We start from the raw sequence: 22097 nt of genomic DNA on the forward strand, positions 1-22097 counted from the left end.
CCGTGGATTGCTGCAAGACATTATCCAGATTGCCTCTTCCTGCCAACCCTTTGTGCAAATCTTTTTCAGAGCGCTGGATGGTACTTCGCCACCCGGGTGGCCGGCCCGAGTGGCGGAAGCACCGCGATCAGCGGGTCAGCCCTTGGGCTTGGTGAAGGCCCAGGCGGTGTTGTTGAGGGTGTCCTCGAGGCCGGTGAAGCCTTCGTTGGGGTTGTAGGTGTCCTCGCCGAAGTCCACGTCGACGTCGTCGGCGGTGCCGCCGAGGCCGTCCGGACCGACACCGTAGAGCAGCGGGAAGTTGCCGCCCTGGTCCATCAGGTTGTACGTCGTGTTGAACTGGTCGACGTGGTAGCTGCCGACGAAGTGGCCGGTCTCGTGGGAGACCACGTTGGCGACGACCTGGGAGACGAACTTGATCTTCTGGGCCGCCGGCGCGCCGGCCGGCAGGTAGCTGTTGATCGACGGGTCACCGAACCCGTTGGCCGGGTCGGACAGCACGTCGAGCAGCGCCAGCGCGCTCTCTTCGTGGCCGAAGTTGCCGGGGTCGATGGTCTGGGCGATCCCGATCGTGTCGATACCCGACTCCGCGATGGTGCCGCCGACGATCACCCGGGAGACGTTCTCCTGGCCGAACGGGTCGGCGTGGTCGCGGCTGTTCAGCACCTTGACCTGGACGTTCGGGTTCAGGCCCTTCGCGATCAGGTCCTGCTTGATGTTCTCGGTCACCGTCGCGGTGATCCTGGTGATCAACTGGCTCTCGGCCGTCCGGGGCAGCCCCCAGCGGGCGACGAACGCGGAGAACGGCGACAGGGTGCGAACACCCGGACCACCGAAGATCGCCGTGTTCACCCGGGCGCCGTCGAAGTCGAGGAAGATCGTCTGCTGCTTCTTGTCCACCTCGGAGCCGGGACGGTAGGCCTCGACCGTGGCGTCGTAGTTGCCGACCCCGGCCTCGACCGACACGGCGTACCAGCCGGCCTCCTCCGCGACGTACGCGAAGACGGCGTTGCCGCCGCCGGGCAGCGGCGAGGTCACCGGGTAGAGGCTGGAGGCGTCCTGCTCCGACCCGACGCCTTGGCTGCCGTCGACGCGGTGCACGACCAGCCGGGACGCCGAACCGGTCACGCTGCCACCGAGGACGTCGCCCTTCTTCAGCTTGACCGCGTAGTAGTCCTTGTCGACCTGGGCTACCGACAGGGCGACCTGGTAGTTGCCGGTGTCGCCGCCACCCAGGCCTGAGCCGGAGTCGTTCGGGTCGGCCGGGAACGGACCGGCCAGGCTGAAGCCGGCGACCAGGACGTAGTAGTCGCCCACGGCCGGCAGGTCGAAGGTGAGCAGGCTGGTGACGCCCGCGCCGCTGTCGTCGTCGGAGGCGATCAGCTCACCGGCCGGGGTGTAGACGCCGACCACGGTGTCGGTGCCGACGGTGCCTTCGGTGCTCACCTTCAGCGTCAGACCGCCGGCGTTGGCGGTCACCTTGTAGAAGTCGAAGTCGTTGGTTCCGTCGCCGCTCGGGCCGTGCGGTCCGTCGCCGAGGGTCGCGGTGGTGATGGCAGCGCCCTTGTTGACGCCGATTCCGGTCTCGGTGGCCAGCGGGATCGCGCCGTTGTCCTCGGTACCGGCCGGGATGGTGACCTGGCTCGGCGCGAGGTTCGGCATCGTGCCGAGGATGCGCAGCCGCGGGTTCTGGTTGGCGCCGGTCCCGAAGCCGTTCACCGGCTCGGCGGCGGCCTGGGAGTCGTTCGCCCCGGAGATCGCGTCCGGCTCCTGCTCGTCGTACAGCAAAGGAGACGGCAGTGGCTTGCCGGCCGCCTTGGTCTTGGCGGCCAGGCCGCTGCTCTTGGCCCGTTGCTTGCCCTTGGCATCCATCAGGGTGTGCCAGTACGACCAGTCGGTGGCGGTCGCGTCCGGCGTGTTCGCCAGGTACGGGTTCGGTACGGCGACTTGCTTGCCGCCCACCACCGCGGTCGGCGCCTTGCTGGACTTCGGTGCCAGCTGGACCCCGGCCTGCAGAGCGGCCTTCTCCAGCGGTGTCACCTGCTCCGTCGCGTCCGACCCTCCAGCGATCCCCTGACCGGCGGCGCCGGCGACCAGCGCCAACCCCGACATCCCGATCAGGGCGCGTTTCAGCTGCGCATGCATCTGTGTTCCTCCCGTAGCCCCACTACCCACGAGCCGGCTGACCCGCGAGCCATTCCCCGAGCGTGGGAGCACCCTAAGCACAGCCTCTACGGTCTGTGAAGACGTCGACACCGCCCGTTACGGACAGTGAAGACGGGGCGAACCGGTCAGAGCGAGCAGTTCACCAGGACCGGCTCGTTCACGAGGGTGATGTTGAAGGCGTGCTGGACCTGACCGCGCACGTGGGCGGCGAGGGCGAGCAGTTCCTTGGCGGTCGCGCCGCCCTGGTTGGTGAGGGCGAGGGTGTGCTTGGAGGAGACCGCCGCGTTGCCGATCGCGAAGCCCTTGGAGATGCCGGCGTGCTCGATCAGCCAGGCGGCGCTGGTCTTGACGCGGCCGTCGGGCTGCGGCCACTGCGGCGCACCGGCCGGTACGTCGGCTGTGGCGTCGAGCAACGGGTTGGTGAAGAACGAGCCCGCACTCCACGTGTCGTGGTCCTCGGCGTCGAGGACCATGCCCTTGCTGCGGCGCAGCGTGAGGACGGCCTCGCGGACGTCCGTCATCGGGGCGCGCGAACCGGGCTCCACGTCGAGGACGCGGGCGAGCTCGGCGTACTCGATCGGGGCGGACAGGTTGCCGAGCTTCAGCTGGAAGGCGACCTCCAGTACGACGTACCGGCTCGGGTCGGCCTTGAAGCGGGAGGTCCGGTACGCGAAGCCGCAGTCGGCGGCGAAGATCGTGCGGAGCTCGTTCTCGACGCGGTCCCAGACGCGGACCGAGGCGATCGACTCCGACACCTCGTGGCCGTACGCGCCGACGTTCTGCACCGGGGTGGACCCGGTCAGGCCCGGGATGCCGGACATCGACTCCAGCCCGACCCACTCCTCGGCGATCGCGCGCTGGACGACGGTGTCCCAGTCCTCGCCGGCCTGCAGATGGATCATCGCGCCGGAGCACGCGTCGGCGTCGACCGTGATCCCCTTGGTCGCGATCTTCACGACCGTGCCGCGGAAGCCCTCGTCACCGATCACGACGTTGCTGCCGCCGCTGAGCAGCAGGACCGGCTCCTTGGCCGCGTCCGCCGTCCGGACGACGTCGACCAGCTCGGCCTCCGTCGTCACCTCGACCAGCTTGTCGGCCGGTCCGCCGATCCGCAGCGTGGTCAGGTCGGCCAGCCGCGGATCCGTCGTCTGCTGAGAGTTCACCGGACCCGCACGACCGCTCGCGCCCGGCCGAGGACCTTCTCCTCGCCGGCCAGCGCGGTGATGTCGATCTCGGCGTGGCCGTCGGCCACCTTGTCGACCTTCGCCGAGAACGTCACCGTGGCGCCCTTGTCGTCGTCCGGTACGACGATCGGCTTGGTGAAGCGGACGCCGTACTCGACCAGGTCGGCCGGGTCGTCCAGCCAGTCCGTCACCACCCGCGCGGCCGAGGCCATCGTCAGCATGCCGTGCGCGATCACGCCGGGCAGGCCGAGCGCGGCCGCCATCCGGTCGCTCCAGTGGATCGGGTTGAAGTCGCCGCTCGCACCGGCGTACCGGACCAGGTCCTCGCGCCGGAAGGTCACGGTCAGCGCCGGCAGCTCGGTGCCGACCTCGACGCTGGTCATGCGTCCGCCCGGTTGTGCGTGACGGTGGCGGTCGAGGTGGCGAGCTGCTCGCCGTCGCCGCTGGTCAGGACGGTCTCGTACATGATCACCTCGACGTCACCGGCCTTGCGGACCGTGGTGATGGTCGCCGTGGCGCCCACCGCGTCCCCGGCCTTGATCGGGCGGACGTAGTTGAACTTCTGCGCGCCGTGCACGATCCGGTCCAGCCGCAGCCCGAGCTCCGGGTCCGCGAGCAGCAGGTCGAGGGCGGGCGCGCTCAGCACGAACGCGAACGTCGGCGGTGCCACCGCGTCGTCACCGGCGTACGCCGGGTTGGTGTCCCCGATCGCGGCGGCGAACTCCCGGATCTTCTCCCGGCCGACCTGGTAGGTCTCGGCGGCCGTGTAGCTCCGGCCGACCATCGTGGCGTCGATCGTCATGGCCAGTAACCCTACTGGCAGTATGGGCGGGCGGGTGCCGCCACCCACTCCGCGAAGATCACTGGGGATCTGAGGCAGGAAGGGCACAACTGTGACGGCAGTGGCGGCACTGAGCCGGTACGCACCCCGCTACGCGCTCCGGATCGGGGCGCCGAGCGGTTCGGAGTGGTTGCGGGTGGACCGCGTTCTCGAGCCGGACAGCCCGGAGCTGACCGAGCTGCTGAAACGCGACCACGACGCCAGCGGACACACGTCCGCGCACGCGAACGCGCTCAGCCTGATGTCCTTCTACGCCGGACGCGCGCCCGCGACCGCACTGCTGCTGTGGGCGCTGGAGGGCCGGGTGCTCGACATCCGGCCGGAGAACCTCTGGGTCCGCCCGCAAGACGGCCACGGCCTGGCCGAGGTCACGATTCGCTCCGCCACCTTCCTGCCCGGCGGGCTGCACACCCTGTACGACGTGGTGCTGACGCAGCACCTGCTCCCGCTCTCGGCCGAGCTGCACCGTCGTACGCGGGCCGGGCTGCGGCAGCTGCACGGAGGAGTCGCGGCGGGGTGCGCGATGGGGTTCTGCGCGGCGACGCGAGAGCAGGAGGCGGTGTCGCCGAAGCATCTGCTGGAGCGGTGGGAGACGTTCGTCGCGAAGGCGCCCGGCGGGCTGGCCAGGCTCGGGGAGGTCACCGAGGCCGGCGGGAAGCTCGTGTACCTGCGGAACACGTGCTGTCTGTACTACACGAGCGACAAGGGTGCTGAGACGGTGTGCGGCTCGTGCTGCCTGACGCCGCGGGAGGAGCGGCTGGCGGCGTACGAGGCCGGCCGGCCGATCATCACCGTGTAAGGCACAACGAAGGGGCCGCTCTGGTGTCCAGAGCGGCCCCGACGCGAAGTCTGCTGAAGGTCAGCGGGTCTCGCGGTGGTCGGTGTGGTCGTTGCAGCGAGCGCAGTACTTCTTCATCTCCAGGCGGTCCGGGTTGTTGCGCCGGTTCTTCTTGGTGATGTAGTTGCGCTCTTTGCAGACGGTGCACGCCAGCGTGATCTTCGGGCGGATGTCCGTTGACTTGGCCACTGCTGCCTCTTCTTCTCAGGAGCGCGTCCCGGTCGGGCCGCGCTCACACATTGCCGTTTGGTGGGTAGCGGGGGCGGGAGTCGAACCCGCGACACCACGATTATGAGCCGTGTGCTCTAACCACCTGAGCTACCCCGCCAGAGAGTCCGTCGCCCCACCCGGCGAACCGGGTGACGCAGCGTTTCTCAGAGCCCCTTTACGGAATCGAACCGTAGACCTTCTCCTTACCATGGAGACGCTCTGCCGACTGAGCTAAAGGGGCGGGCCGAGGAGAGAGATTACACGGTCCCTGGCCCCGATGTGAAATCGAGGGCCGGAGGTGTAGTTCCGCCTCTGTCCGACCAGAGAATCATACCGGGTCCCGGGAGTGCTTCCGACCAAATTACGGGTCGATTTCGTCAGTTCCAGACCCGGCTCGGGTACGTCGCCCGGAGGACCGGCAGGACGTCTGTGACGAAGCTCTCGACCGAGGCCCGGTTCTCCGCGTCCGGCAGGCCCGGGACCTCCAGCGAGACGCCGGACAGCTCGTGCCCGAACGCCTCCTGGTAGCGCCCGAACTTGTCGATCACCTCCTCCGGCGACCCGACCAGCACCGACCCACCGGCCAGGAACTCCTCCAGCGTCCGGAACGGCAGCTGGTTGTGCTTGGCCCCTGGCGAGTCCATGAACGCGTCGAAGATCGGCCGGTACCCCTCGACGGCGTCCTGCGAGTTCTTCCGGACGTAGAGCCCGTTGAACCCGGCCCCGACCACCGCGTCGGCCGGGTCGTGCCCGTACGCCGCCCAGCGCTCGCGGTAGTGCCGGATGAGGCCGGCGTACTTCTCCATCGGGTGGAAGCCGTTCGCGGAGAACAGCGGCTCGCCCCACTTGGCCGCCAGCTCGGTGGACTCCGTGGAGCTGGCCGAGCCGTGCCAGATCGGGATACTCGGCTGCTGGAGCGGTCTGGGCTGGGTGGTCGCGTCGACCAGGTCCGGCCGGTACTGCCCGGTCCAGCTCACCCCTGTCGCCCGCAGCAGCCGCCGGAGCAACTCGTACTTCTCCCTGTTCCGGTCCCACTGCCCGTCCAGGTCGTAGCCGAACAGCGCGTTCTGGTCCGGGTCGTTGCCCTTGCCGATGATGATATCCAGCCGGCCACCGGAGAGCTGGTCCAGCGTCGCGTAGTCCTCGGCAACCCGGACGGGGTCCAGCAGCGACAGCACGGTCACTGTCGTCAGCAGCCGGATCCGGCTGGTCGCCGCGGCGATGTAGGCGAGCACCACCGGCGGCGACGAGGAGATGAAGCGCTGCGCGTGCCGCTCCCCCACGCCGTACCCGTCGAAGCCCAGCTCCTCGGCCCACTGCGCCTGCTTCACCACGTGCTGGAACCGCTCGTACGTCGAGAGCTGCTGCCCGGTGATCGGGTCGGGTGAGTTGTCGATCAGGGTGTAGGTACAGAACTTCACCGCGGCCTCTTCTCACCTGCTGTGACAGGTAGAGCCAGCCGGTTGCCTGGTGGGGGCGCCGGGCAGATGCCGTGGGCGGTGAACGCGGACGGCGGGTTGATCGCCCGGTTGAAGTCGACCAGGACGGAGCCGTCGCGCTGCACCTCGCCTGCGGTCAGCGTGCGCCAGGCGCCCGGCTCACTGGTCTCGTCAGAGAACGCCAGGTTGAGCCGGCCGTCCCCACCGGCGGTCACGGCCAGCTCGTACGCCGTGTCGCCGAGTGCCAGGTGGACCGCACCAACCAGCTTCAGCTTGGCGCGTAGGTCGGGCCGGGCCGTGTCGACCTCAGCCTGCTCGGCCTGGTTGTAGGGCGTGTAGTGGCCGGTGACCACCCAGGCCGGGTCGACCGGGTAGGTCGGGACTCCGGTGAAGCTCGTCCTGGTCGCTGCTGAGGGGTCACGCTGGCGGAGGGCGTACCTGCCGTCCCTGACCAGCAGCTCGACCAGGACCTCGCCGTACAGGAGCCAGCTGAGTGATGCGCCTTCCGGTACGCCGGCTGACGTCGTACCGACCAGTGGGTCGCCGTGGAGCGTCAGCTCGCCGCCTGCGCGGACGTGCGCTTGACCGTCGGCTGTCCACCACGTACCGGGCAGGCCGGGGACGCGGGCCGGTGAGTCGGTCAGCCAGTCGAAGGCGGAGACGGTGAGCCAGCCGTACTTGGTGGCGAGCTCCTGCTCGCGGGCGGTGTGCCAGTCCTCCTGGGTCGTGACGGTCATGAAGCCAACTCCTGCCTGCTACTACTCTCGCGATGGGCTACTTCTTCTCTCACCAGCGGAATCACGTACCGGCCGAAGTCGATCGCGTCGTCGTAGATGTCGTACCCGCGGGCGGAGAAGATCCGGACACCCAGGTCGTAGTAGTCGAGCAGCGCGGCGGCGACCGTCTCCGGCGTACCGACCAAGGCCGTGGAGTTGCCGCCTCCGCCGGTCAGGCCGGTCGGCGCGGTCCACAGGGCGCGGTCGTGGCGTTCGCCCGCGTCGACCGCCGCGAGGAGACGCCGCGATCCGGCGTTCTCGGGAGTCTTGCTCGGGTCGCGGCGGCGGTTCGTCGTCCCCGCCTGGACGTCCTTGATCCGGCCGAGGATGCTCTCCGCCTTCTCCCAGGCCAGCTCCTCGGTCGGCGCGAGGATCGGCCGGAACGCGATCTGGATCGTCGGGCGATCCACGCGCCCAGCCTTCGCCGCCTCCGCGTCGATCGTCGCCAACTGCTCCTTGGTCCCATCCAGCGGTTCGCCCCAGAGCGCGAAGATGTCCGCCTCCGCGGCTCCGACGGCGTACGCCGCGGCCGACGAACCGCCGAAGGAGATCCGCGGCCGCGGCTGCTGCAGCGGCTTGATGTCGGCCACGAACTGCTCGAACTGGTAGTGCTGACCGGCGAAGTCGAACCGCTCGTCCGACGTCCAGGCCTGCTTGAGGATCTGGATGAACTCGCGCGTGCGCCCGTACCGGTCGTCCTTGGGCAGGAAGTCCCCCTCGGCGGCCTGGTCGGCGGTCGAGCCGCCGGTGATCACGTGCACCTCGAACCGGCCGTTGCTGATGTGGTCCAAGGTGGCGAAGGTCTTCGCGGTCAGCGTCGGGTAGGCGACGTTGGGCCGGTGCGCCACGACCAGGTTGATCCGCTCGGTCCGCGTCGCGACGTACGCCGCGACCGTCGACGGATCGGGCGAGCCGGAGTGGTAGGCGAACAGGATCCGGTCCCAGCCGTTGTCCTCGTGGGCTCTGGCGAGCTTGCTCGTGTACTCGAGGTCGAGCGGGCCGCCGGTCCGCGGGGTGACCTCGCTGGCCGGGTTCGTACCGGCGATGCCGAGGAACTCAACTGCCATGGTGACCTGCTTTCGTCGAGGTGGTCAGGAGCTGGAGCAGGCGCCGGGCGACCGCGTCGTTCTGGCGGAAGCCGGGGCCGTTGAAGTACGGGCGGGAGAAGCCGGACGATCCGGCCGAGCCGGACACCGACGGGCCGAGCAGGAACAGTTCCGGGTGGACCGTTCCGTCGGCGCGGATCGCGCGGCAGTGGCTGTCGGCCTTGAGCTGGCCGCCGCCGAGACTCGTACCGTCTCCGGCGATCAGCTCGTCCGCGGCCAGCAAGCCGTTGCCGAGCAGGCCTCTGAGCAGAGGATCGGTCGCGGCCAGTACGTCGGGACGCGGCAGCCGGGCCTCGACGAACGCGCGGGCGCGCAGCTCGCCGGGCACGGCCGGGCTGCGGCCGACGAACTGGTCGTTGTCGAGGGCAACCGTCAGGTCGGGGCCGGTGAACTTGACCAGGCCCGCGCGGTGCAGGGCGAGAAGCTCTTCCAGGCGACGCGGCGGCGGGCCGCTGGCGACGAACGAGAAGAAGCCGTGCCACTCGGTCTCGACGTGACGGACGCGGTCCTCGTCGGACAGGCGGCCCTCCGTGATCGCGACCGAGAGGACGCTGTAGACGCCCAGCAGGGCGTTGAAGACGGCGAGGTCGGGCGAGTACTGCGGGTCGGCCCGCCGGAGCAGGTCGTTCTCGATCAGCTGGACGACGGTCTGGTCGAGCTGGTCGCGGTCGGTGAAACCGACGCCGGCCAGCGGGCGGTCGACGGCGGCCAGGTCGAAGTGATCGTGCTCGGAGGGGACGGCGCGGGCGACCGCCGTACGGAACTCTTCGTCGGTGGGGAAGGTGCGGTCGAGGACCGTGGCGAACTCGTCCCAGGTCCAGGTGGTTCGGTCGGGGTGGGCGGTGAAGAGCTGGCGGTAGTGGGCGTAGGTGAGCTCCTTGTCGATGAGTGGGCGGAGCTGGCGCGCGTAGTCGAGGACTTGGCCGTCGAGGCTGTCGAGGGCTTCCTTGGTCAGGTAGCGGGTGGGGACCGGGGTGGTGCCGGCGACGGTGTAGCCGAGCTTCGCGTGGTACGGGACGCCTCGGCGCGAGCCGGCGTACAGGATCGGTTCGTTGCCGCTGGGGTGGTAGGTGAGCAGGCCGGAGCACTCGTCGTACCAGCCGCCGCGGCCCTCGGTCAGCAGCACCATCAGGTCGATGAACGCCTGACCGAGGCCGCGGACGATGACGTTCTCGCCGGCGCGCAGGTCGGACAGGTCGACGTCGGCGGTGTAGCCCGGCGGGAGGTAGGTCAGTCCGTGCTTCGTCGCGGCGTTGCCCCAGGCAACTTCTTCCGGCGTCAGCTCGCGGTCGAGGTATCCCAGCGCGAGCACCACGACATCGGCCTGGATCTCACGGCCGGACTCCAGCCGCACCGTGTTCTTCTCGGTCAGCTCGACGGCTCGCTCGAGATGCGTCTCGACCACCACGTTCGCCGGCAGCGACGCGACCACGCGGTCCCACACCCAGGCCAGGTACTCCGCCTGCACCAACCGAGGCGGAAAGTCCATCGCTCCTGGCGGCTCGATCCCCGCCTCTTCCAGCACAGTGGCTCCCGCCCCCACCACCCACTGATCCAGCGCGGGCCCCGGCACCACTGGCCCCTCGCACTCCACCGACTCGTCGGTGAAGATCGTGACGTCGGAGGTCATCGAGTTCATCCACAACAACCGCGATTGCGCCCGCCGCCAGATCCTCCCTCCGCCCGCCGGATACGGATCCACCACATGCACCCGCACCGGCCGCTCCCCCAACAACTCCGAAGCACTGGCCGCCATTCGCTCCAACACCCCAACAGTCCGAGGCCCACCCCCAACAAACACCACAGTCGCCGGCACCCCGGGCTCGTGGGCTTCGCCCACGTCGGGTGGCTGGGCTGGGCTGCTGTGCTGCCCCGCCCGCGACGGCACGGTGGTCGTCATCTCCTCAACCCCAAGTGGTCGCGGAGTGTCGTGCTCTCGTACTCCGTGCGGAAGACACCTCTCTCCCTCAGCAACGGGACAACCCGGTCCACGAAGTCGTCCAGCCCACCCGGCGTCAGGTGCGGAACTAGGACAAACCCATCGGCCGCGTTCTCCTGGACGTGGTGGTTCATGGCCTCGGCGACCGTGGTGGGGCTGCCGACGAAGGTTTGGCGGTTTTGCTGGTTGATGACTGTTTGACGCAGGGACCAACCATTGGCCGCAGCCTGGGCTCTCCACTCGGCCACGATGGGCGCCGGGTCGTTGTAGCCGACTCGGCCTTGGGTGACCGATGAGCCGACGACAGGGTCATCGGCAGGGAGCGGCCCGTCCGGGTCGTACGACGAGAGATCCCGGCCCCACAACAACTCAGCCAGGACGATCGCGGTGGGGCCGGAGACCTGTTGCTCGCGGATGTGGTGGGCCTTGTCTAGGGCCTCGGCGTCGGTGTCGGCGACGACCACCGTGACGGCGGGCATGATCTTCAGCGAGTCCTCGGCGCGGCCGTGCCGCGGGAGGCGGGACTTGACGTCCTTGTAGAAGGTCTGTCCGGCCTCGAACGCACCATGGCGGCTGAAGATCACATCAGCGCCGGCGGCAGCGAAGTCGCGGCCCTGGTCGCTGTCGCCGGCCTGGATGACGACCGGGTGACCCTGCGGCGACCGCGGCAGTCCGAACCGGCCCCGGATGGTGAAGTGGTCGCCGTCGTCCGCGAAGGCCCCAGCGCCTTCACGGGCGAAAACCCCGGCGGCCTGGTCGAGCACCAGATCGTCGTCGCGCCACGCGTCCCACAACGAACGGACGATCCGCAGCGACTCCTCCGCCCGGACGTACCGGTCGGCCTTGTCGAGGTACCCGCCGCGCCGGAAGTTCTCCCCGGTGAACGCGTCCCACGAGGTGACCACGTTCCACGCCGCGCGCCCGCCGGACACGTGGTCCAGCGTCGCCAGCCGCTTGGCCAGCTCGTACGGCTCGTTGAACGTCGAGTTCACCGTCGCCGCCAGCCCGAGATGCGTCGTGACGGCGGCCAGCGCGCTCAGTACGGTCAGTGACTCCGGCCGCCCGACCACGTCGAGGTCGTGGATCCGTCCCTTCACCTCGCGCAGCCGCAACCCCTCGGCCAGGAAGAAGAAGTCGAACGTCCCGCGCTCCGCGGTCTCCGCCAGGTTCCGGAACGACGCGAAGTCGATCTGCGACCGCGACTCCGGGTCCGACCACACCGTCGTGTTGTTCACGCCCGGGAAGTGCGCCGCCAGATGGATCTGCTTGCTCATCGCCGGCTCCCCTCGTACCGATTGGCCGGCCGCGAAAGCCCCAGCCGGCTCCGCAAACTCCCCGGCCGAGCGGCCCCGACCAACTTCCGTTCCCGCAGCAACGGCAGCAACGCGTCAGCGATCACAGGCACGTCGAGCTCCAACGACGCCGGCCGCAGATGCACGCCGTCGATCCCCAAAGCAGCCCACTCCTCGATCAGCTCCGCGAGCCGTGCCACCCCACCGACGTGATCCATCCCCTCAGCACGCCGTACGCCGGAAGCCCCGTCCTCCTCCAGCAGCACACTGACCGACAACAGCACCCGCCCACCACCAGCAGCCCGTACGGCGGCCACCCGCGCCTCGACATCACTTGCCCCCGGCAACAACACCAGGTCCACGTCCCCAGCAGCCTGCAAGGCGTCCTCGGACGAGACCCGCAGCGCCGTCACCGGATGCCCCTGCGGCGGCCGCGGCACGATCGACGGGCCCTTGACCGCAAACGACGGGCTCTCGAAGTCGACGTAGTGGATCCGCTCCCGGTCCACGAACCGCCCGCTCGGCGCGTCCCGGATGATCGCGTCGTCCTCCCACGAGTCCCACAACCGCCGGCTCACGTCGACGACGTACCGGGCCTCGCGCCACGTTTCCGCGTCGACCGCCGGCGACCGTCGTCCGATCACCGCGGCCGCCTCCGCCGACGACGACACGTCGACCAGCCACCCCGCCCGGCCGGCCGACACCCAGTCGAGCGTCGCGACCGACGCCTGGACGTGGAACGGCTCGGTGTGCGTCACCGTGATCGTCGGCACCAGCCCGATCCGCTCGGTCGCCGGCGCGATCCGCGCCGCCAGCCCCAACGCGTCCAGCCGCGCGCTCACCCGCTCAGGCACATCCGCGGGCGCCTCCAACGCGTCGGCGAACGTCGCGAGATCGACTCCCGCCGCCTCGGCCCGCTGCACGGCCCGCAGCGCCAGCTCCCCGGTGAGGATCGCCGAAGGATCTACTTCGGACCCACGCCAGGCCGCCGGGTGCCCACCCGCACCGTCAATCTCAATTGAAGTGATGAGGAAGCTCATGACGCCACCTGCAGCCGGACGCCGAGATCCTTCACGAACGGCAGAGGCCCGATCGACTCCGGATCAGCCTCGACGTCGAACTGCGGCTCGAACCCGACCGACAGATACAACGCCGCCGCCTCAGGCTGACGCGGCCCGGTCGTCAGGTAAAGCTTCCGATACCCCAGCTCCCCCGCTGCCCGCTCCAGCTCCTCCAGCACTCGACGCCCGAGGCCTTGCCTCCGATGCAAATGCGACGTCCACATCCGCTTCACCTCCGCGGTCTCCTCGTCGTACCGGCGGATCGCGCCGCCCGCGACGGTCTCACCGCCGTGCCGCAGCAGCACGAACGCGCCGCCCTGCTCACGGTGGAAGTCCGAAGCAGGGACCTCGGTGAGCTGGGTGTTCTCGTTCGTCCGGCCGTACCGGGTGCTGTACTCGACGACCAGATCCGCCAGCAGCGGTGCCGCCTCGGGATCCTCGGGCCGCGCGAGCAGAGTCTCGAGCGCGGCGGTCTGGATCGGCGCGCTCTCCACGAGAGTGACCCCTTCGACCGTGGACAGGAACGCCTCGGTCACCTGGTAGAGCGGCGCCGATGCGGCCTGGTCGAGCAGCAGCCCGCCGCCGTCGTACAGGCGCACATGCGACGACAGCACGAACCACCCCTGCCCGATCGCCCCCGCGCCCAGACTGGTCAGCACCGGCCGGAGCGCGTAGTCGATCACCAGCACGTGCGCCGGCGTACCGCCTGTCGCCAGCGGCAACACCGTCTTGCCGCGCAGCGCGTACTGCGGCAGCAGGTCCAGGAACACCTTCAACAGCCCCGAGTACGCCGCCTTATAGACCGGCGTCGTCACCACCACGCCATCGGCAGCGGCCAGGACGTCGATCGCCGCGCGGATCGCCGGATCATCGGCCCGCCCGCGCAGCAGCGGCTCGGCCGGGAGATCGCGCAGCACGATCGGCGTCACCACGTGCCCGTGGCTCAGCAGCCGCTTGGTCACGTACGACAGCACCGCGTCGGTGCGGGAAACCTCAGAGGGACTGCTCGAAATGGTTGCGATGGTCGCCATTCAAAAGCCCTTCTACTTCTGCCCTGTCGTTGATTGCGCCGTCTTGGGAAGGCCGGGCGGGTTCACGAGCGATTTCTGCACGGCTTCGGCCGGCAGGCCCCACTTGGCCAGCACCTTCGCGTAGCTGCCGTCGGCGATCGCCGCGTTCAGCGCGTCGGCGACCGGCTTGGCCAGCCCGGCACCCTTCTTGCTGGTGACACCGACCAGCCCCTGCACCGGGTAGCTGGACGAGACCGTGCCCACGATCTCGGTCTTGCCGGCCGTCGCCACGTGGTACGTCGACGTCGGGTTCGGCCCCAGGTACAGGTCGATCCGGCCGGACTCCAGCGCCAGGTAGTAGTCGGTCGCGGACTGGTAGTACTTCGGCGTCGCCGGCTTCAGCCCGGCCGCGACGTTCTGCTTGTTCCAGTCCAGCAGGATCGCCTCCTGCAGGGTGCCGGAGCTGACCGCGACCGTCTTGCCGGCGATGTCCTTCGGTTCCTTGACCGTCAGGCCCGAGCCCTTCCTCGCCTCGAAGGCGTGCAGACCGAGCCGGTACGTCGCGAAGTCGTACTTCTCCTTGCGCAGCTCCGAGACGCCGATGTTCGAGATCCCGACGGCGTACTTGCCGGAGTCGATGCCGAGGAACAGGTTCTCCCAGCTCGTGGTCTGGACCTCGACCTGCAGCCCGAGCACGCTCGCGACCAGGTGCGCGATGTCGATGTCGACACCGATCGGTGTCTTGTTGTCGTCGGCCGTGAACCCCAGCGGCGGCAGCCCGCCCCCGGCCGAGCCGCTGCCGACCACGAGCTTGCCGCTCTCGCGGATCGCGGCCGGCAGTTCCGCCGCGATGCTGTCCACCTTCGCCGGCGTCGGCCGCTCCTGGTCGGCCGACGTGTCGAACTTGACCGGTGCGGCTCCACCCGCAGCGGGCGGCCCGGCGGCGGGCTCGGTGACCGGGTCCGCGCAGCCGGCCAGCGCCAGCAGGGCGACCACGGCAACGAATGCTGTCTTCTTGTTCATGGTGGTTCCTCAGCTCGTCAGCGGGAGGCCGGGCGGATTGAGCTCGGACTTGGCGATCGCCTCGGTCGAGACGTTCCAGCGCTCCAGGACCTTGGCGTAGCTGCCGTCGGCGATCACCGCGTTCAGCGCCGCCTGGTACGCCGGCGCGAGGCCACTGTCCTTCTTGGTCGTCGCCGCGATCAGCCCCTGCAGCGACGGCCCGGCGCCGGACAACTTGCCGATCGTCTCGGTGTCCCCGCCGGTCTTCACGTGGTACGCGATCGACGGGTTCGGCCCGAGGTAGGCGTCGATCCGGCCGGAGCTGAGCGCCAAGTAGGTGTCCGGCTGGTTGTTGAAGTACTTGATCGTGGCCGCCGGCAGCCCGGCCTCGGAGTTCGCGTCGTTCCAGTCGACCAGGATCTTCTCCTGGTTGGTGCCCGAGCCGACCGCGATCGTCTTGCCGGCCACGTCCTTGCCCTCGACAACCTTCCAGTCGCCGCCCTTCTTGGCCTCGAACGCGATGTCGTCCTTGCGGTACGTCGCGAAGTCGTACTTCTGCTTGCGCTTCTCGGTCACCGTGATGTTGGAGAAGCCGGCGTCGTACTTGGCCGAGTCCAGGCCGATGAACAGGTTCTCCCAGCTGGTCACCTGGATCTCCGGCGTCAGCCCGAGGGCGCCCGCGACCAGGTGGGCGATGTCGACCTCGATCCCGATCGGTGTTTTGTTGTCGTCGGCCAGGAACCCGAGCGGCGGGTTGCCGCTGCCGAAGCCGGCGCCGACGATCAGCGTGCCGCGCTCCCGGACCTTCGCCGGGATCAGCGCGGCGGCCGCCTCGTTCTTGGTGGTGGTGACGCGTTGCTGGTCGGCGGAGGTGTTCACCCCGGAGACCGCGGCGTTCTCGGTCTGCGGCTCGGCGCCGCACCCGGCGACCAGGACAGTGGCGACAGCGGCCGTGGCCGCGAGCAGGAGTCTCATCACAGGACCTTGGAGATGAAGGCGCGGGTGCGCTCGTGGGTGGGGTTGTCCAGGACGTCGTACGGCGGGCCGGACTCGACGATCACGCCGCCGTCGATGAACACGACGGTGTCGGCGATCTCCCGGGCGAACCCGATCTCGTGGGTGACGACGACCATCGTCGAGCCGTCGCGAGCGAGCTCCAAGATCGCGTCGAGGACCTCGCCGACCAGCTCCGGGTCGAGCGCGCTGGTCGGTTCGTCGAACAGCAACACCTTCGGCCGCAGCGCCAGCGCGCGGGCGATCGCGACCCGTTGCTGCTGCCCGCCGGACAGCTGCCGGGGGTAGACGTCGGCCTTGTCGCCGACGCCGACCCGCTCGAGCAGCGCGCGGGCCTCGGGCTCGACGTCCTTGCGCTTGCGGCGTTGTGCCGAGACCGGTGCCTCGACGACGTTCTGCAACGCCGTCAGATGGCCGAACAGGTTGAAGTTCTGGAAGACGAAACCGACCTGGGAGCGCTGGTGCAGGATCTCCCGCTCACGCAGCTCGTGCAGCTTGTTGCCGCGGCGGCGGTAGCCGATCAGCTCGCCGTCGATCCGGACCAGGCCGCGGTCCACCTTCTCCAGGTGGTTGATCGACCGCAGCAGCGTCGACTTGCCGGAGCCGGACGGCCCGAGGATCACCGTGACGGTGCCCGCCTTCACCTCCAGGTCGACGCCCTTGAGCACTTCCAACGGGCCGAACGACTTGTGCACGCCCTTGAGATCCACCATCACGGTCATCCGCCGGCCCCCGATCGTGCCGCCGCCCGGACGGTCAGGCCCTGCCACGTCCGCCGTACGCGCTGGATCGGGGTCGGTGGCAGCTCACGCGTCGTCCCGCGGGCGAAGTGCCGCTCGACGTAGAACTGGACGACCGACAGCAGCGTGGTCAGCACGATGTACCAGACCGTTGCCACCATCAGCAAAGGCACGACCCGGCTGTTGCGCCCGTAGATCACCTGGACCTGGTAGAAGAGCTCGGGGATCGCCATCACCGACACGATCGACGTGCCCTTGAACAGGCTGATCACCTCGTTCGCGCCGTTCGGCAGGATCGCCCGCATCGCCTGCGGCAGCACGATCCGGAAGAACTGCCGCAGCCGCGGGATACCCAGCGCGGCCGCCGCCTCGGTCTGGCCCTGGTCGACCGAGACGATGCCGCCGCGGATGATCTCCGCGGCGTACGCGGCCTGGTGCAGAGCCAGTCCGAGGACGGCGGCGCCGAGCGGGCCGAACAGGTTGTTGGTGCTGAACTTGACGAACTCCGGGCCGAACGGGATGCCCAGGCTGAGCTCGTTGTAGAGGTAGGCCAGGTTGAACCAGAACAGCAGCTGGACGATCAGCGGGATCGAGCGGAACGCCCAGATGTAGCCCCAGGCAACTACTTGCAGGAACGGGCTGCCGGACAGCCGCATCGCGGCGACCACGCCGCCGAGCGCGAAGCCGAGCACCGTGCCGTACACGGTCAGCTGGATCGTCACCCAGAGGGCGGACAGAACCGTCCGGGTGGTGAAGAACGCGAAGAACGTCGGCCAGTCCCAGCCGGGGTTGGTGACCAGGCCGTGCACGAACATCGCCAGCAGGGTGAGGACGACGGCGACGCCGACCCATCGCCACGGGTGCCGGTGGCCGACGACCGGGAGGTCGGCGTCGGCCAGGAGCTCGGCGTCAGGGGGGTCGGCCGCGCGGGCCGACGTCAACGGACTCAGGGACACGGTCTACTCCAGGGCGGTGGGTAGGCGGCAACGAACGCGTGTCCGGCCTGCGGACACAGCGCGGCAGACGTCCCCGGAGAGAGGACGCCGTAGAGATCGGTCGGCTTCGTCAAACCAGTATCGAATGTGAAGTAAGTCGGTCGACTAAGTTCTCATATGATGGACGCTCCATAGCCGATCCGGAGGGCTGGTCGGCGCCATGACGCCCGTGACGCTGGTCACTACGATGTTCAACTACCCACCGGTCGGATTCACGCTCGGAGGCGACTCCGGGACGATCGCCGGTCGCTCTGCGTAGCCAGATTCGGTCATCTGGTCGCAACGTGCGTTTGAGGTGTCCGTGATCTCGTCGTTATGGTCGATGGGCTGCCGCGGGTTCCGTGGCGGTCGGCTGCCGCGGGTCTCCGTGGCGGCGACTCGACTTGGAAGGCCCCTCCCCGTGTCCCCTCACCATGACGTGCCGGAAGCAGAACGGCCGGCACCTCGTCGCCCGGTCGCTCCCCGTCGGGTGGCCAAGCACCGTTCCACCCGGCGAAGTCAGCTTCGCCTGCAACGCCCCGGGCGTGCCGTGCAGCTGGTCGGCCTGACCGCGGCACTGGCCGCCGCGGCCGGCACCGCCGCCGCCGGCCTCGCCGCCCCGACGAGCCCGGCCTCGGCCGGCAGCTCGCTCAACCCGGCGCAGGCCGAGGCCCTCACCGCCGCTCGGATCGACCGGCGTGACCTGGGCTCCCGTGACCTCTCCCGCTTCGAGCTCTCGCTGTCGTCGACCCAGAAGGCGGCGCAGGAGGCGAAGGCGGCGCAGGTCGCCAAGGCCCGTGCCGCCCAGCTGGCCGCGAACGCGACCATCACCGAGCGGCGTGCGCTCGCGCTGGCCGCCGCCAAGGCGACCGCTGCGAAGAAGGCCGCCGCCGCGACCAAGGCAGCCGCCGCCGCGAAGGCCGCGGCTCTCGCGAAGGCCGCCGCCGAGGCGAAGGCCGAGCAGCAGGCGGAGGCCAAGGCCGAAGCCGAGGAGCGCGCCGCCGCGACCTCGATGCGGATCACGCTGCCGACCACCGGGTACCACCTGACCGCGCACTTCGGGCAGGGCGGCAGCCGCTGGGCCAGCAACCACACCGGCCTCGACTTCGCTGCCCCGACGGGTACGCCGGTGCGCTCGGTGCTGCCGGGTGAGGTCATCCAGGCGGAGTTCGCCGGCGCGTACGGGCGTCAGGTGAAGGTCCGCCACAGCGACGGCACCGTCACGTCGTACGGGCACATGTCGGAGTTCACCGTGAACGTCGGCGACGTGGTCGCGGCCGGGACCCAGGTCGGTTCGATCGGGATGTCCGGCAACACGACCGGCCCGCACGTGCACTTCGAGGTCCTGCTCGGCGGCAGCGACCAGGTCGACCCGGAGCCGTGGCTGCGGGACCACGGGGTCAACCCGTAACTCAGAGGAACAGGGCCAGGTCGAGGCTGTCGACGTACTGGCCGTCGATCAGGAACTCTCGTGGGTGAGTTCCTTCGACGACGTAACCGTGGCGCTCGTACAGACGCCTTGCGGCGGTGTTCACACCGTGCACGTGCAAGGCGATCTTGCGGGCGCCACGGCGTTTTCCTTCTGCGGCGACGGCCTCCATCAGCACCGACCCGACGCCCTGCCCGCGCGCGTCGAGCGCGACCGCGAGCCCGTTGATCGACAGCACGCCCGCACCTTCGGGGAACGGGTACTTCTCCTGCAGCCGGATGTAGCCCACCACGCGCCCGTCCAGCTCGGCGACGATGAACGCCTCCGGCCCCCAGCGTTCGGCGAAGAAGGTCGTCCGGTCGCCCGCGGTCAACGAGGGAAACCCGGAACTCGCATCCCACGCCGTCAGCTCGATCTCGAGCAGGGCGGCTTCGTCGGCCTCGACCGCCCGGCGTACGGTCACACGCTTGTCGCTCACACCTCCATCTTCAGATGACGAGAGGTCAGACCGTCTCTTCCGGCGGATCCTCGGCGACGGCGAGCGTTCGCTGGGTCCACGCGACGTCGTGCCAGGCGCCGTTCTTCCAGCCGATCCGGCGGTAGGTGCCGATCGGCGCGAAGCCGAGGGCGGCGTGCAGGCCGACGCTGGCGTCGTTCGGCAACGTCATGCCGGCGATCGCCGTCCGGAATCCGCGCTCGGTCAGGCGCTCGAAGAGGGCTTCGTACAAGGCGCGTCCACCACCGGTACGACGTCGGCCGAGCTCGAGGTAGATGCTCACCTCGCACGACCACCGGTACGCCGCCCGCTCCTTCATCGGCCCGCCGTACGCGTACCCGACGATCCGCCCGGCGTCGTCCTCCAGCACCAGCCAGGCGTGGCTCTTCTGGGCGGCGATGATGCGCTCGACCACCTGCGCCTCGCTCGGCGGATCGACCTCGAAGGTGATGGCCGTCTCGCGGACGTACGGCGCGTAGATCGCCGTACAGGCGGACGCGTCCTCCTCGGGCACCGCATCCCTGATCCTCATGCCACCATAGTAGCCACAGCTGCCGCTATAGTGGCAAGCATGGACCAGCTCTCCGCTTCCCTGGCCGCGACCCTGCAGGCCGCCCGGCACGACCGGGACCTGTCGGTGAACGCGCTGGCCGAGCGCTCCGGCGTCTCCCGCGCGATGATCGGCAAGATCGAGCGCGGCGAGGCGCAGCCGACCGCCGTACTGCTCGGGCGGCTGTCCGGTGCGCTCGGCATGACCCTGTCGGAGCTGGTCGCCCGCGCCGAGCAGTCCGACGGCGATCGCGTACGGCGTACGGCCGAACAGCCCGTGTGGACCGACCCCGCGACGGGCTACCGCCGCCGCGCGGTCTCCCCCGGCACCGACTCGCCGCTGGAACTGGTCGAGGTCGAGCTCCCGCCGGGCGCCTCGGTCTCGTACCCGGCCGACGCGTACATCTTCAAGACCCAGCAGCTGTGGGTGCTGGCCGGCCGGCTGCGCTTCCACGAGGGCGAGCTCGTGCACGAGCTGGAAGCCGGTGACTGCCTCGAGCTCGGCGTACCGTCGCCGACCACGTTCCACAATCCTTCGGCGGCGCTCTGTCGCTATCTCGTGGCACTTGTGAAGACTCGTTCCTGACCGGGGTCCGGTCGTGGTTGAGTACGTCCATGGAGGTTTCACCGCTGGTCTGGATCCTGACCATCGCCGGCATCCTGGGGCTGCTCGCCTTCGACTACTTCTTCCACGTCCGCCGCGCGCACGTGCCGCAACTGCGCGAGGCCGCGCTCTGGTCCAGCGTGTACGTCGGGATCGCGCTGCTGTTCGGCGTCGGCACGTTCGTCCTCGGCGGGACCGCGGCGGGCTCGGAGTACTTCGCCGGGTACGTGACCGAGAAGGCGCTGTCGGTCGACAACCTGTTCGTCTTCCTGATCATCATGACCAGCTTCCGGGTGCCGCGGGAGGACCAGCAGAAGGTGCTGCTGTTCGGCATCATGTTCTCGCTGGTGGCGCGGACCGGGTTCATCCTGCTCGGGTCGGCGCTGATCAACACGTTCGCCTGGGTGTTCTACCTGTTCGGCCTGGCCCTGCTGCTGACCGCCGGCAACATGCTGCGGCCGTCGACCGAGGAGTCACACTCGGCGCAGAACGTGATCGTCCGGCTGAGCCGGCGACTGTTCCGGACGACCGAGTACTACGACGGCGACAAGCTGTTCACGGTGGTGGACGGCGTGCGCGCGATGACCCCGATGCTGCTGGTGATGGTCGCGATCGGCGGCACCGACCTGATGTTCGCCCTGGACTCGATCCCGGCGATCTTCGGCCTGACCCAGAACGTCTACATCGTCTTCACCGCCACGGCCTTCAGCCTGCTCGGCCTGCGCCAGCTCTACTTCCTGCTCGACGGCCTCCTGGACCGCCTGATCTACCTGTCCTTCGGCCTCGCCGCGATCCTCGGCTTCATCGGCGTCAAACTCGTCCTGCACGCCCTGCACGAGAACAACGTCCCGTTCATCAACGACGGCGAACACATCGAGGTCGCCGAAATCAGCACCGGCCTCTCGCTGCTGGTCATCCTCGTGGTCCTGGTCATCACCGTCCTCGCCTCCCTCCTCAGCACCCGAGGCCGAACCCAAACCGCCATGGCCAACGCCCGCCGCGACGCCACGGCGTACCTGGACTCCGAGTACACCGACGACCCCGTCGAACGCGAACGCATCTACCGCCGCCTGATCGAGTCCCGCGACCACATCATCGAACTCGGCCCCAAAGCCAAACAGATCGTCAAGAACGAGCCCGAACTCCTGGAACTCTGCGGCCGAGCCGCCCTGAGCCACGACGCCGCCATCGCCAGCGGCCAACACCCCGCCGACGAGGTCCTCGGGCCAGACCCGACCCCGCTCTACGGGCCGCAGCAGAAGAGCTGAGCACATCCCACGCAGCCGCCTAGGCTCGCTGGCGCTCGCACGGCGCCTGCTCCCGCCCGCCCGTTGGTGGGTGCGCGTGCTTGCGCCCGCTTCAAGTGCGCGCTGACGCGCTTCTTTGAAGGCAGTGCGAGCTGGCGCACGAGCACGCGTGCTTCGCCCGCT

The 22097-nt window shown here is 69.3% G+C and carries 22 protein-coding genes and 2 tRNA genes; 4 read left to right on the forward strand and 20 right to left on the reverse strand.

Annotated features, from left to right (window positions below):
• Positions 1-135: 135 nt before the first annotated feature.
• The 4 genes from HDA39_RS24680 to HDA39_RS24695 all read right to left on the reverse strand — a co-directional run bounded on the left by HDA39_RS24680 (position 136) and on the right by HDA39_RS24695 (position 4149).
• The gene (locus HDA39_RS24680; protein ID WP_184798871.1) at positions 136-2142 is read right to left on the reverse strand and encodes a PPC domain-containing protein; all 2007 of its coding nucleotides are present in this window, start codon (positions 2140-2142) and stop codon (positions 136-138) included.
• A gap of 146 nt (positions 2143-2288) precedes the next feature.
• Complete coding sequence (locus HDA39_RS24685; protein ID WP_184798873.1) at positions 2289-3326, reverse strand: UDP-N-acetylmuramate dehydrogenase; 1038 nt, start codon at positions 3324-3326, stop codon at positions 2289-2291.
• A complete protein-coding gene (locus HDA39_RS24690; RefSeq protein ID WP_184798875.1) occupies positions 3323-3730 on the reverse strand; it encodes a MaoC/PaaZ C-terminal domain-containing protein in 408 nt (135 codons plus the stop codon). Before HDA39_RS24690 ends, HDA39_RS24685 begins: the two co-directional genes overlap by 4 nt.
• Complete coding sequence (locus HDA39_RS24695) at positions 3727-4149, reverse strand: FAS1-like dehydratase domain-containing protein (RefSeq protein WP_184798877.1); 423 nt, start codon at positions 4147-4149, stop codon at positions 3727-3729. The genes HDA39_RS24690 and HDA39_RS24695 overlap by 4 nt, the downstream gene beginning before the upstream one ends.
• Positions 4150-4249: 100 nt before the next feature.
• Between HDA39_RS24695 and HDA39_RS24700 the strand changes: the two genes are divergently transcribed.
• Entirely contained in the window at positions 4250-4987 is a 738-nt protein-coding gene (locus HDA39_RS24700; protein WP_184798879.1) for a (2Fe-2S)-binding protein, read from the forward strand.
• A gap of 60 nt (positions 4988-5047) precedes the next feature.
• Here HDA39_RS24700 and rpmG read toward each other — a convergent pair whose 3' ends face one another.
• From rpmG to HDA39_RS24770, 14 genes are all read right to left on the reverse strand, one after another.
• Entirely contained in the window at positions 5048-5215 is a 168-nt protein-coding gene (rpmG, locus tag HDA39_RS24705; protein WP_131361122.1) for a 50S ribosomal protein L33, read from the reverse strand.
• Between the two features lie 65 nt (positions 5216-5280).
• Positions 5281-5354, reverse strand: a tRNA-Met gene (locus HDA39_RS24710).
• Between the two features lie 50 nt (positions 5355-5404).
• Positions 5405-5477: transfer RNA gene (locus HDA39_RS24715), tRNA-Thr, on the reverse strand.
• 136 nt (positions 5478-5613) lie between these two features.
• Positions 5614-6657 (reverse strand): LLM class flavin-dependent oxidoreductase, encoded by a 1044-nt coding sequence (locus HDA39_RS24720; protein WP_184798881.1) that lies wholly within the window; start codon positions 6655-6657, stop codon positions 5614-5616.
• On the reverse strand, positions 6654-7412 hold the full coding sequence (locus HDA39_RS24725; protein WP_184798883.1) for a DUF1684 domain-containing protein: 759 nt from the start codon (positions 7410-7412) through the stop codon (positions 6654-6656). Before HDA39_RS24725 ends, HDA39_RS24720 begins: the two co-directional genes overlap by 4 nt.
• The gene (locus tag HDA39_RS24730; protein WP_184798885.1) at positions 7409-8518 is read right to left on the reverse strand and encodes an LLM class flavin-dependent oxidoreductase; all 1110 of its coding nucleotides are present in this window, start codon (positions 8516-8518) and stop codon (positions 7409-7411) included. The genes HDA39_RS24725 and HDA39_RS24730 overlap by 4 nt, the downstream gene beginning before the upstream one ends.
• Positions 8508-10445: an FAD/NAD(P)-binding protein gene (locus tag HDA39_RS24735; protein WP_420488802.1), complete on the reverse strand. Its 1938-nt coding sequence runs from the start codon at positions 10443-10445 to the stop codon at positions 8508-8510. The genes HDA39_RS24730 and HDA39_RS24735 overlap by 11 nt, the downstream gene beginning before the upstream one ends.
• 8 nt (positions 10446-10453) lie before the next feature.
• The gene (locus HDA39_RS24740; protein WP_184798889.1) at positions 10454-11770 is read right to left on the reverse strand and encodes an NtaA/DmoA family FMN-dependent monooxygenase; all 1317 of its coding nucleotides are present in this window, start codon (positions 11768-11770) and stop codon (positions 10454-10456) included.
• On the reverse strand, positions 11767-12828 hold the full coding sequence (locus tag HDA39_RS24745; protein WP_184798891.1) for an LLM class flavin-dependent oxidoreductase: 1062 nt from the start codon (positions 12826-12828) through the stop codon (positions 11767-11769). Before HDA39_RS24745 ends, HDA39_RS24740 begins: the two co-directional genes overlap by 4 nt.
• Positions 12825-13880 (reverse strand): NADPH-dependent FMN reductase, encoded by a 1056-nt coding sequence (gene ssuE / locus HDA39_RS24750; protein ID WP_184798893.1) that lies wholly within the window; start codon positions 13878-13880, stop codon positions 12825-12827. Before ssuE ends, HDA39_RS24745 begins: the two co-directional genes overlap by 4 nt.
• 12 nt (positions 13881-13892) lie before the next feature.
• Positions 13893-14882, reverse strand: a complete 990-nt coding sequence (locus tag HDA39_RS24755; protein WP_184798894.1) for an ABC transporter substrate-binding protein — start codon at positions 14880-14882, stop codon at positions 13893-13895.
• Positions 14883-14891: 9 nt separating this feature from the next.
• Positions 14892-15836 (reverse strand): ABC transporter substrate-binding protein, encoded by a 945-nt coding sequence (locus tag HDA39_RS24760; protein WP_184798896.1) that lies wholly within the window; start codon positions 15834-15836, stop codon positions 14892-14894.
• Positions 15836-16588 (reverse strand): amino acid ABC transporter ATP-binding protein, encoded by a 753-nt coding sequence (locus HDA39_RS24765; RefSeq protein ID WP_184798898.1) that lies wholly within the window; start codon positions 16586-16588, stop codon positions 15836-15838. The genes HDA39_RS24760 and HDA39_RS24765 overlap by 1 nt, the downstream gene beginning before the upstream one ends.
• A 5-nt stretch (positions 16589-16593) precedes the next feature.
• A complete protein-coding gene (locus tag HDA39_RS24770) occupies positions 16594-17571 on the reverse strand; it encodes an amino acid ABC transporter permease (protein WP_337925878.1) in 978 nt (325 codons plus the stop codon).
• 568 nt (positions 17572-18139) lie between these two features.
• On the opposite strand from HDA39_RS24770, the gene HDA39_RS24775 reads away from it, so the two are divergent.
• Positions 18140-19000 carry a M23 family metallopeptidase gene (locus tag HDA39_RS24775; RefSeq protein WP_337925879.1) on the forward strand — a complete coding sequence of 287 codons (861 nt, stop codon included), beginning with the start codon at positions 18140-18142 and terminating at the stop codon, positions 18998-19000.
• A 1-nt stretch (position 19001) separates the two neighbouring features.
• Here HDA39_RS24775 and HDA39_RS24780 read toward each other — a convergent pair whose 3' ends face one another.
• Both HDA39_RS24780 and HDA39_RS24785 read right to left on the reverse strand, forming a co-directional pair.
• Positions 19002-19496, reverse strand: coding sequence for a GNAT family N-acetyltransferase (locus HDA39_RS24780; RefSeq protein ID WP_184798902.1), 495 nt, complete (start codon positions 19494-19496; stop codon positions 19002-19004).
• A gap of 25 nt (positions 19497-19521) precedes the next feature.
• Positions 19522-20046: a GNAT family N-acetyltransferase gene (locus HDA39_RS24785; protein WP_184798904.1), complete on the reverse strand. Its 525-nt coding sequence runs from the start codon at positions 20044-20046 to the stop codon at positions 19522-19524.
• A 39-nt stretch (positions 20047-20085) separates the two neighbouring features.
• On the opposite strand from HDA39_RS24785, the gene HDA39_RS24790 reads away from it, so the two are divergent.
• Positions 20086-20649 carry a helix-turn-helix domain-containing protein gene (locus HDA39_RS24790; protein ID WP_184798906.1) on the forward strand — a complete coding sequence of 188 codons (564 nt, stop codon included), beginning with the start codon at positions 20086-20088 and terminating at the stop codon, positions 20647-20649.
• 29 nt (positions 20650-20678) lie between these two features.
• A complete protein-coding gene (locus HDA39_RS24795) occupies positions 20679-21935 on the forward strand; it encodes a TerC family protein (RefSeq protein ID WP_184798908.1) in 1257 nt (418 codons plus the stop codon).
• Positions 21936-22097: the final 162 nt, after the last annotated feature.

This window comes from Kribbella italica, from assembly GCF_014205135.1.
GTDB classification, from domain to species: Bacteria; Actinomycetota; Actinomycetes; order Propionibacteriales; family Kribbellaceae; genus Kribbella; species Kribbella italica.

Coding starts and splice junctions, on each gene's coding strand:
- HDA39_RS24680 (WP_184798871.1), bottom strand. CDS start 2,142: ATGCATGCGCAGCTGAAACGCGCCCTGATCGGGATGTCGGGGTTGGCG.
- HDA39_RS24690 (WP_184798875.1), bottom strand. CDS start 3,730: ATGACCAGCGTCGAGGTCGGCACCGAGCTGCCGGCGCTGACCGTGACC.
- HDA39_RS24695 (WP_184798877.1), bottom strand. CDS start 4,149: ATGACGATCGACGCCACGATGGTCGGCCGGAGCTACACGGCCGCCGAG.
- HDA39_RS24725 (WP_184798883.1), bottom strand. CDS start 7,412: ATGACCGTCACGACCCAGGAGGACTGGCACACCGCCCGCGAGCAGGAG.
- HDA39_RS24730 (WP_184798885.1), bottom strand. CDS start 8,518: ATGGCAGTTGAGTTCCTCGGCATCGCCGGTACGAACCCGGCCAGCGAG.
- HDA39_RS24740 (WP_184798889.1), bottom strand. CDS start 11,770: ATGAGCAAGCAGATCCATCTGGCGGCGCACTTCCCGGGCGTGAACAAC.
- HDA39_RS24745 (WP_184798891.1), bottom strand. CDS start 12,828: ATGAGCTTCCTCATCACTTCAATTGAGATTGACGGTGCGGGTGGGCAC.
- ssuE (WP_184798893.1), bottom strand. CDS start 13,880: ATGGCGACCATCGCAACCATTTCGAGCAGTCCCTCTGAGGTTTCCCGC.
- HDA39_RS24755 (WP_184798894.1), bottom strand. CDS start 14,882: ATGAACAAGAAGACAGCATTCGTTGCCGTGGTCGCCCTGCTGGCGCTG.
- HDA39_RS24760 (WP_184798896.1), bottom strand. CDS start 15,836: ATGAGACTCCTGCTCGCGGCCACGGCCGCTGTCGCCACTGTCCTGGTC.
- HDA39_RS24765 (WP_184798898.1), bottom strand. CDS start 16,588: ATGGTGGATCTCAAGGGCGTGCACAAGTCGTTCGGCCCGTTGGAAGTG.
- HDA39_RS24785 (WP_184798904.1), bottom strand. CDS start 20,046: ATGAGGATCAGGGATGCGGTGCCCGAGGAGGACGCGTCCGCCTGTACG.
- HDA39_RS24790 (WP_184798906.1), top strand. CDS start 20,086: ATGGACCAGCTCTCCGCTTCCCTGGCCGCGACCCTGCAGGCCGCCCGG.
- HDA39_RS24795 (WP_184798908.1), top strand. CDS start 20,679: ATGGAGGTTTCACCGCTGGTCTGGATCCTGACCATCGCCGGCATCCTG.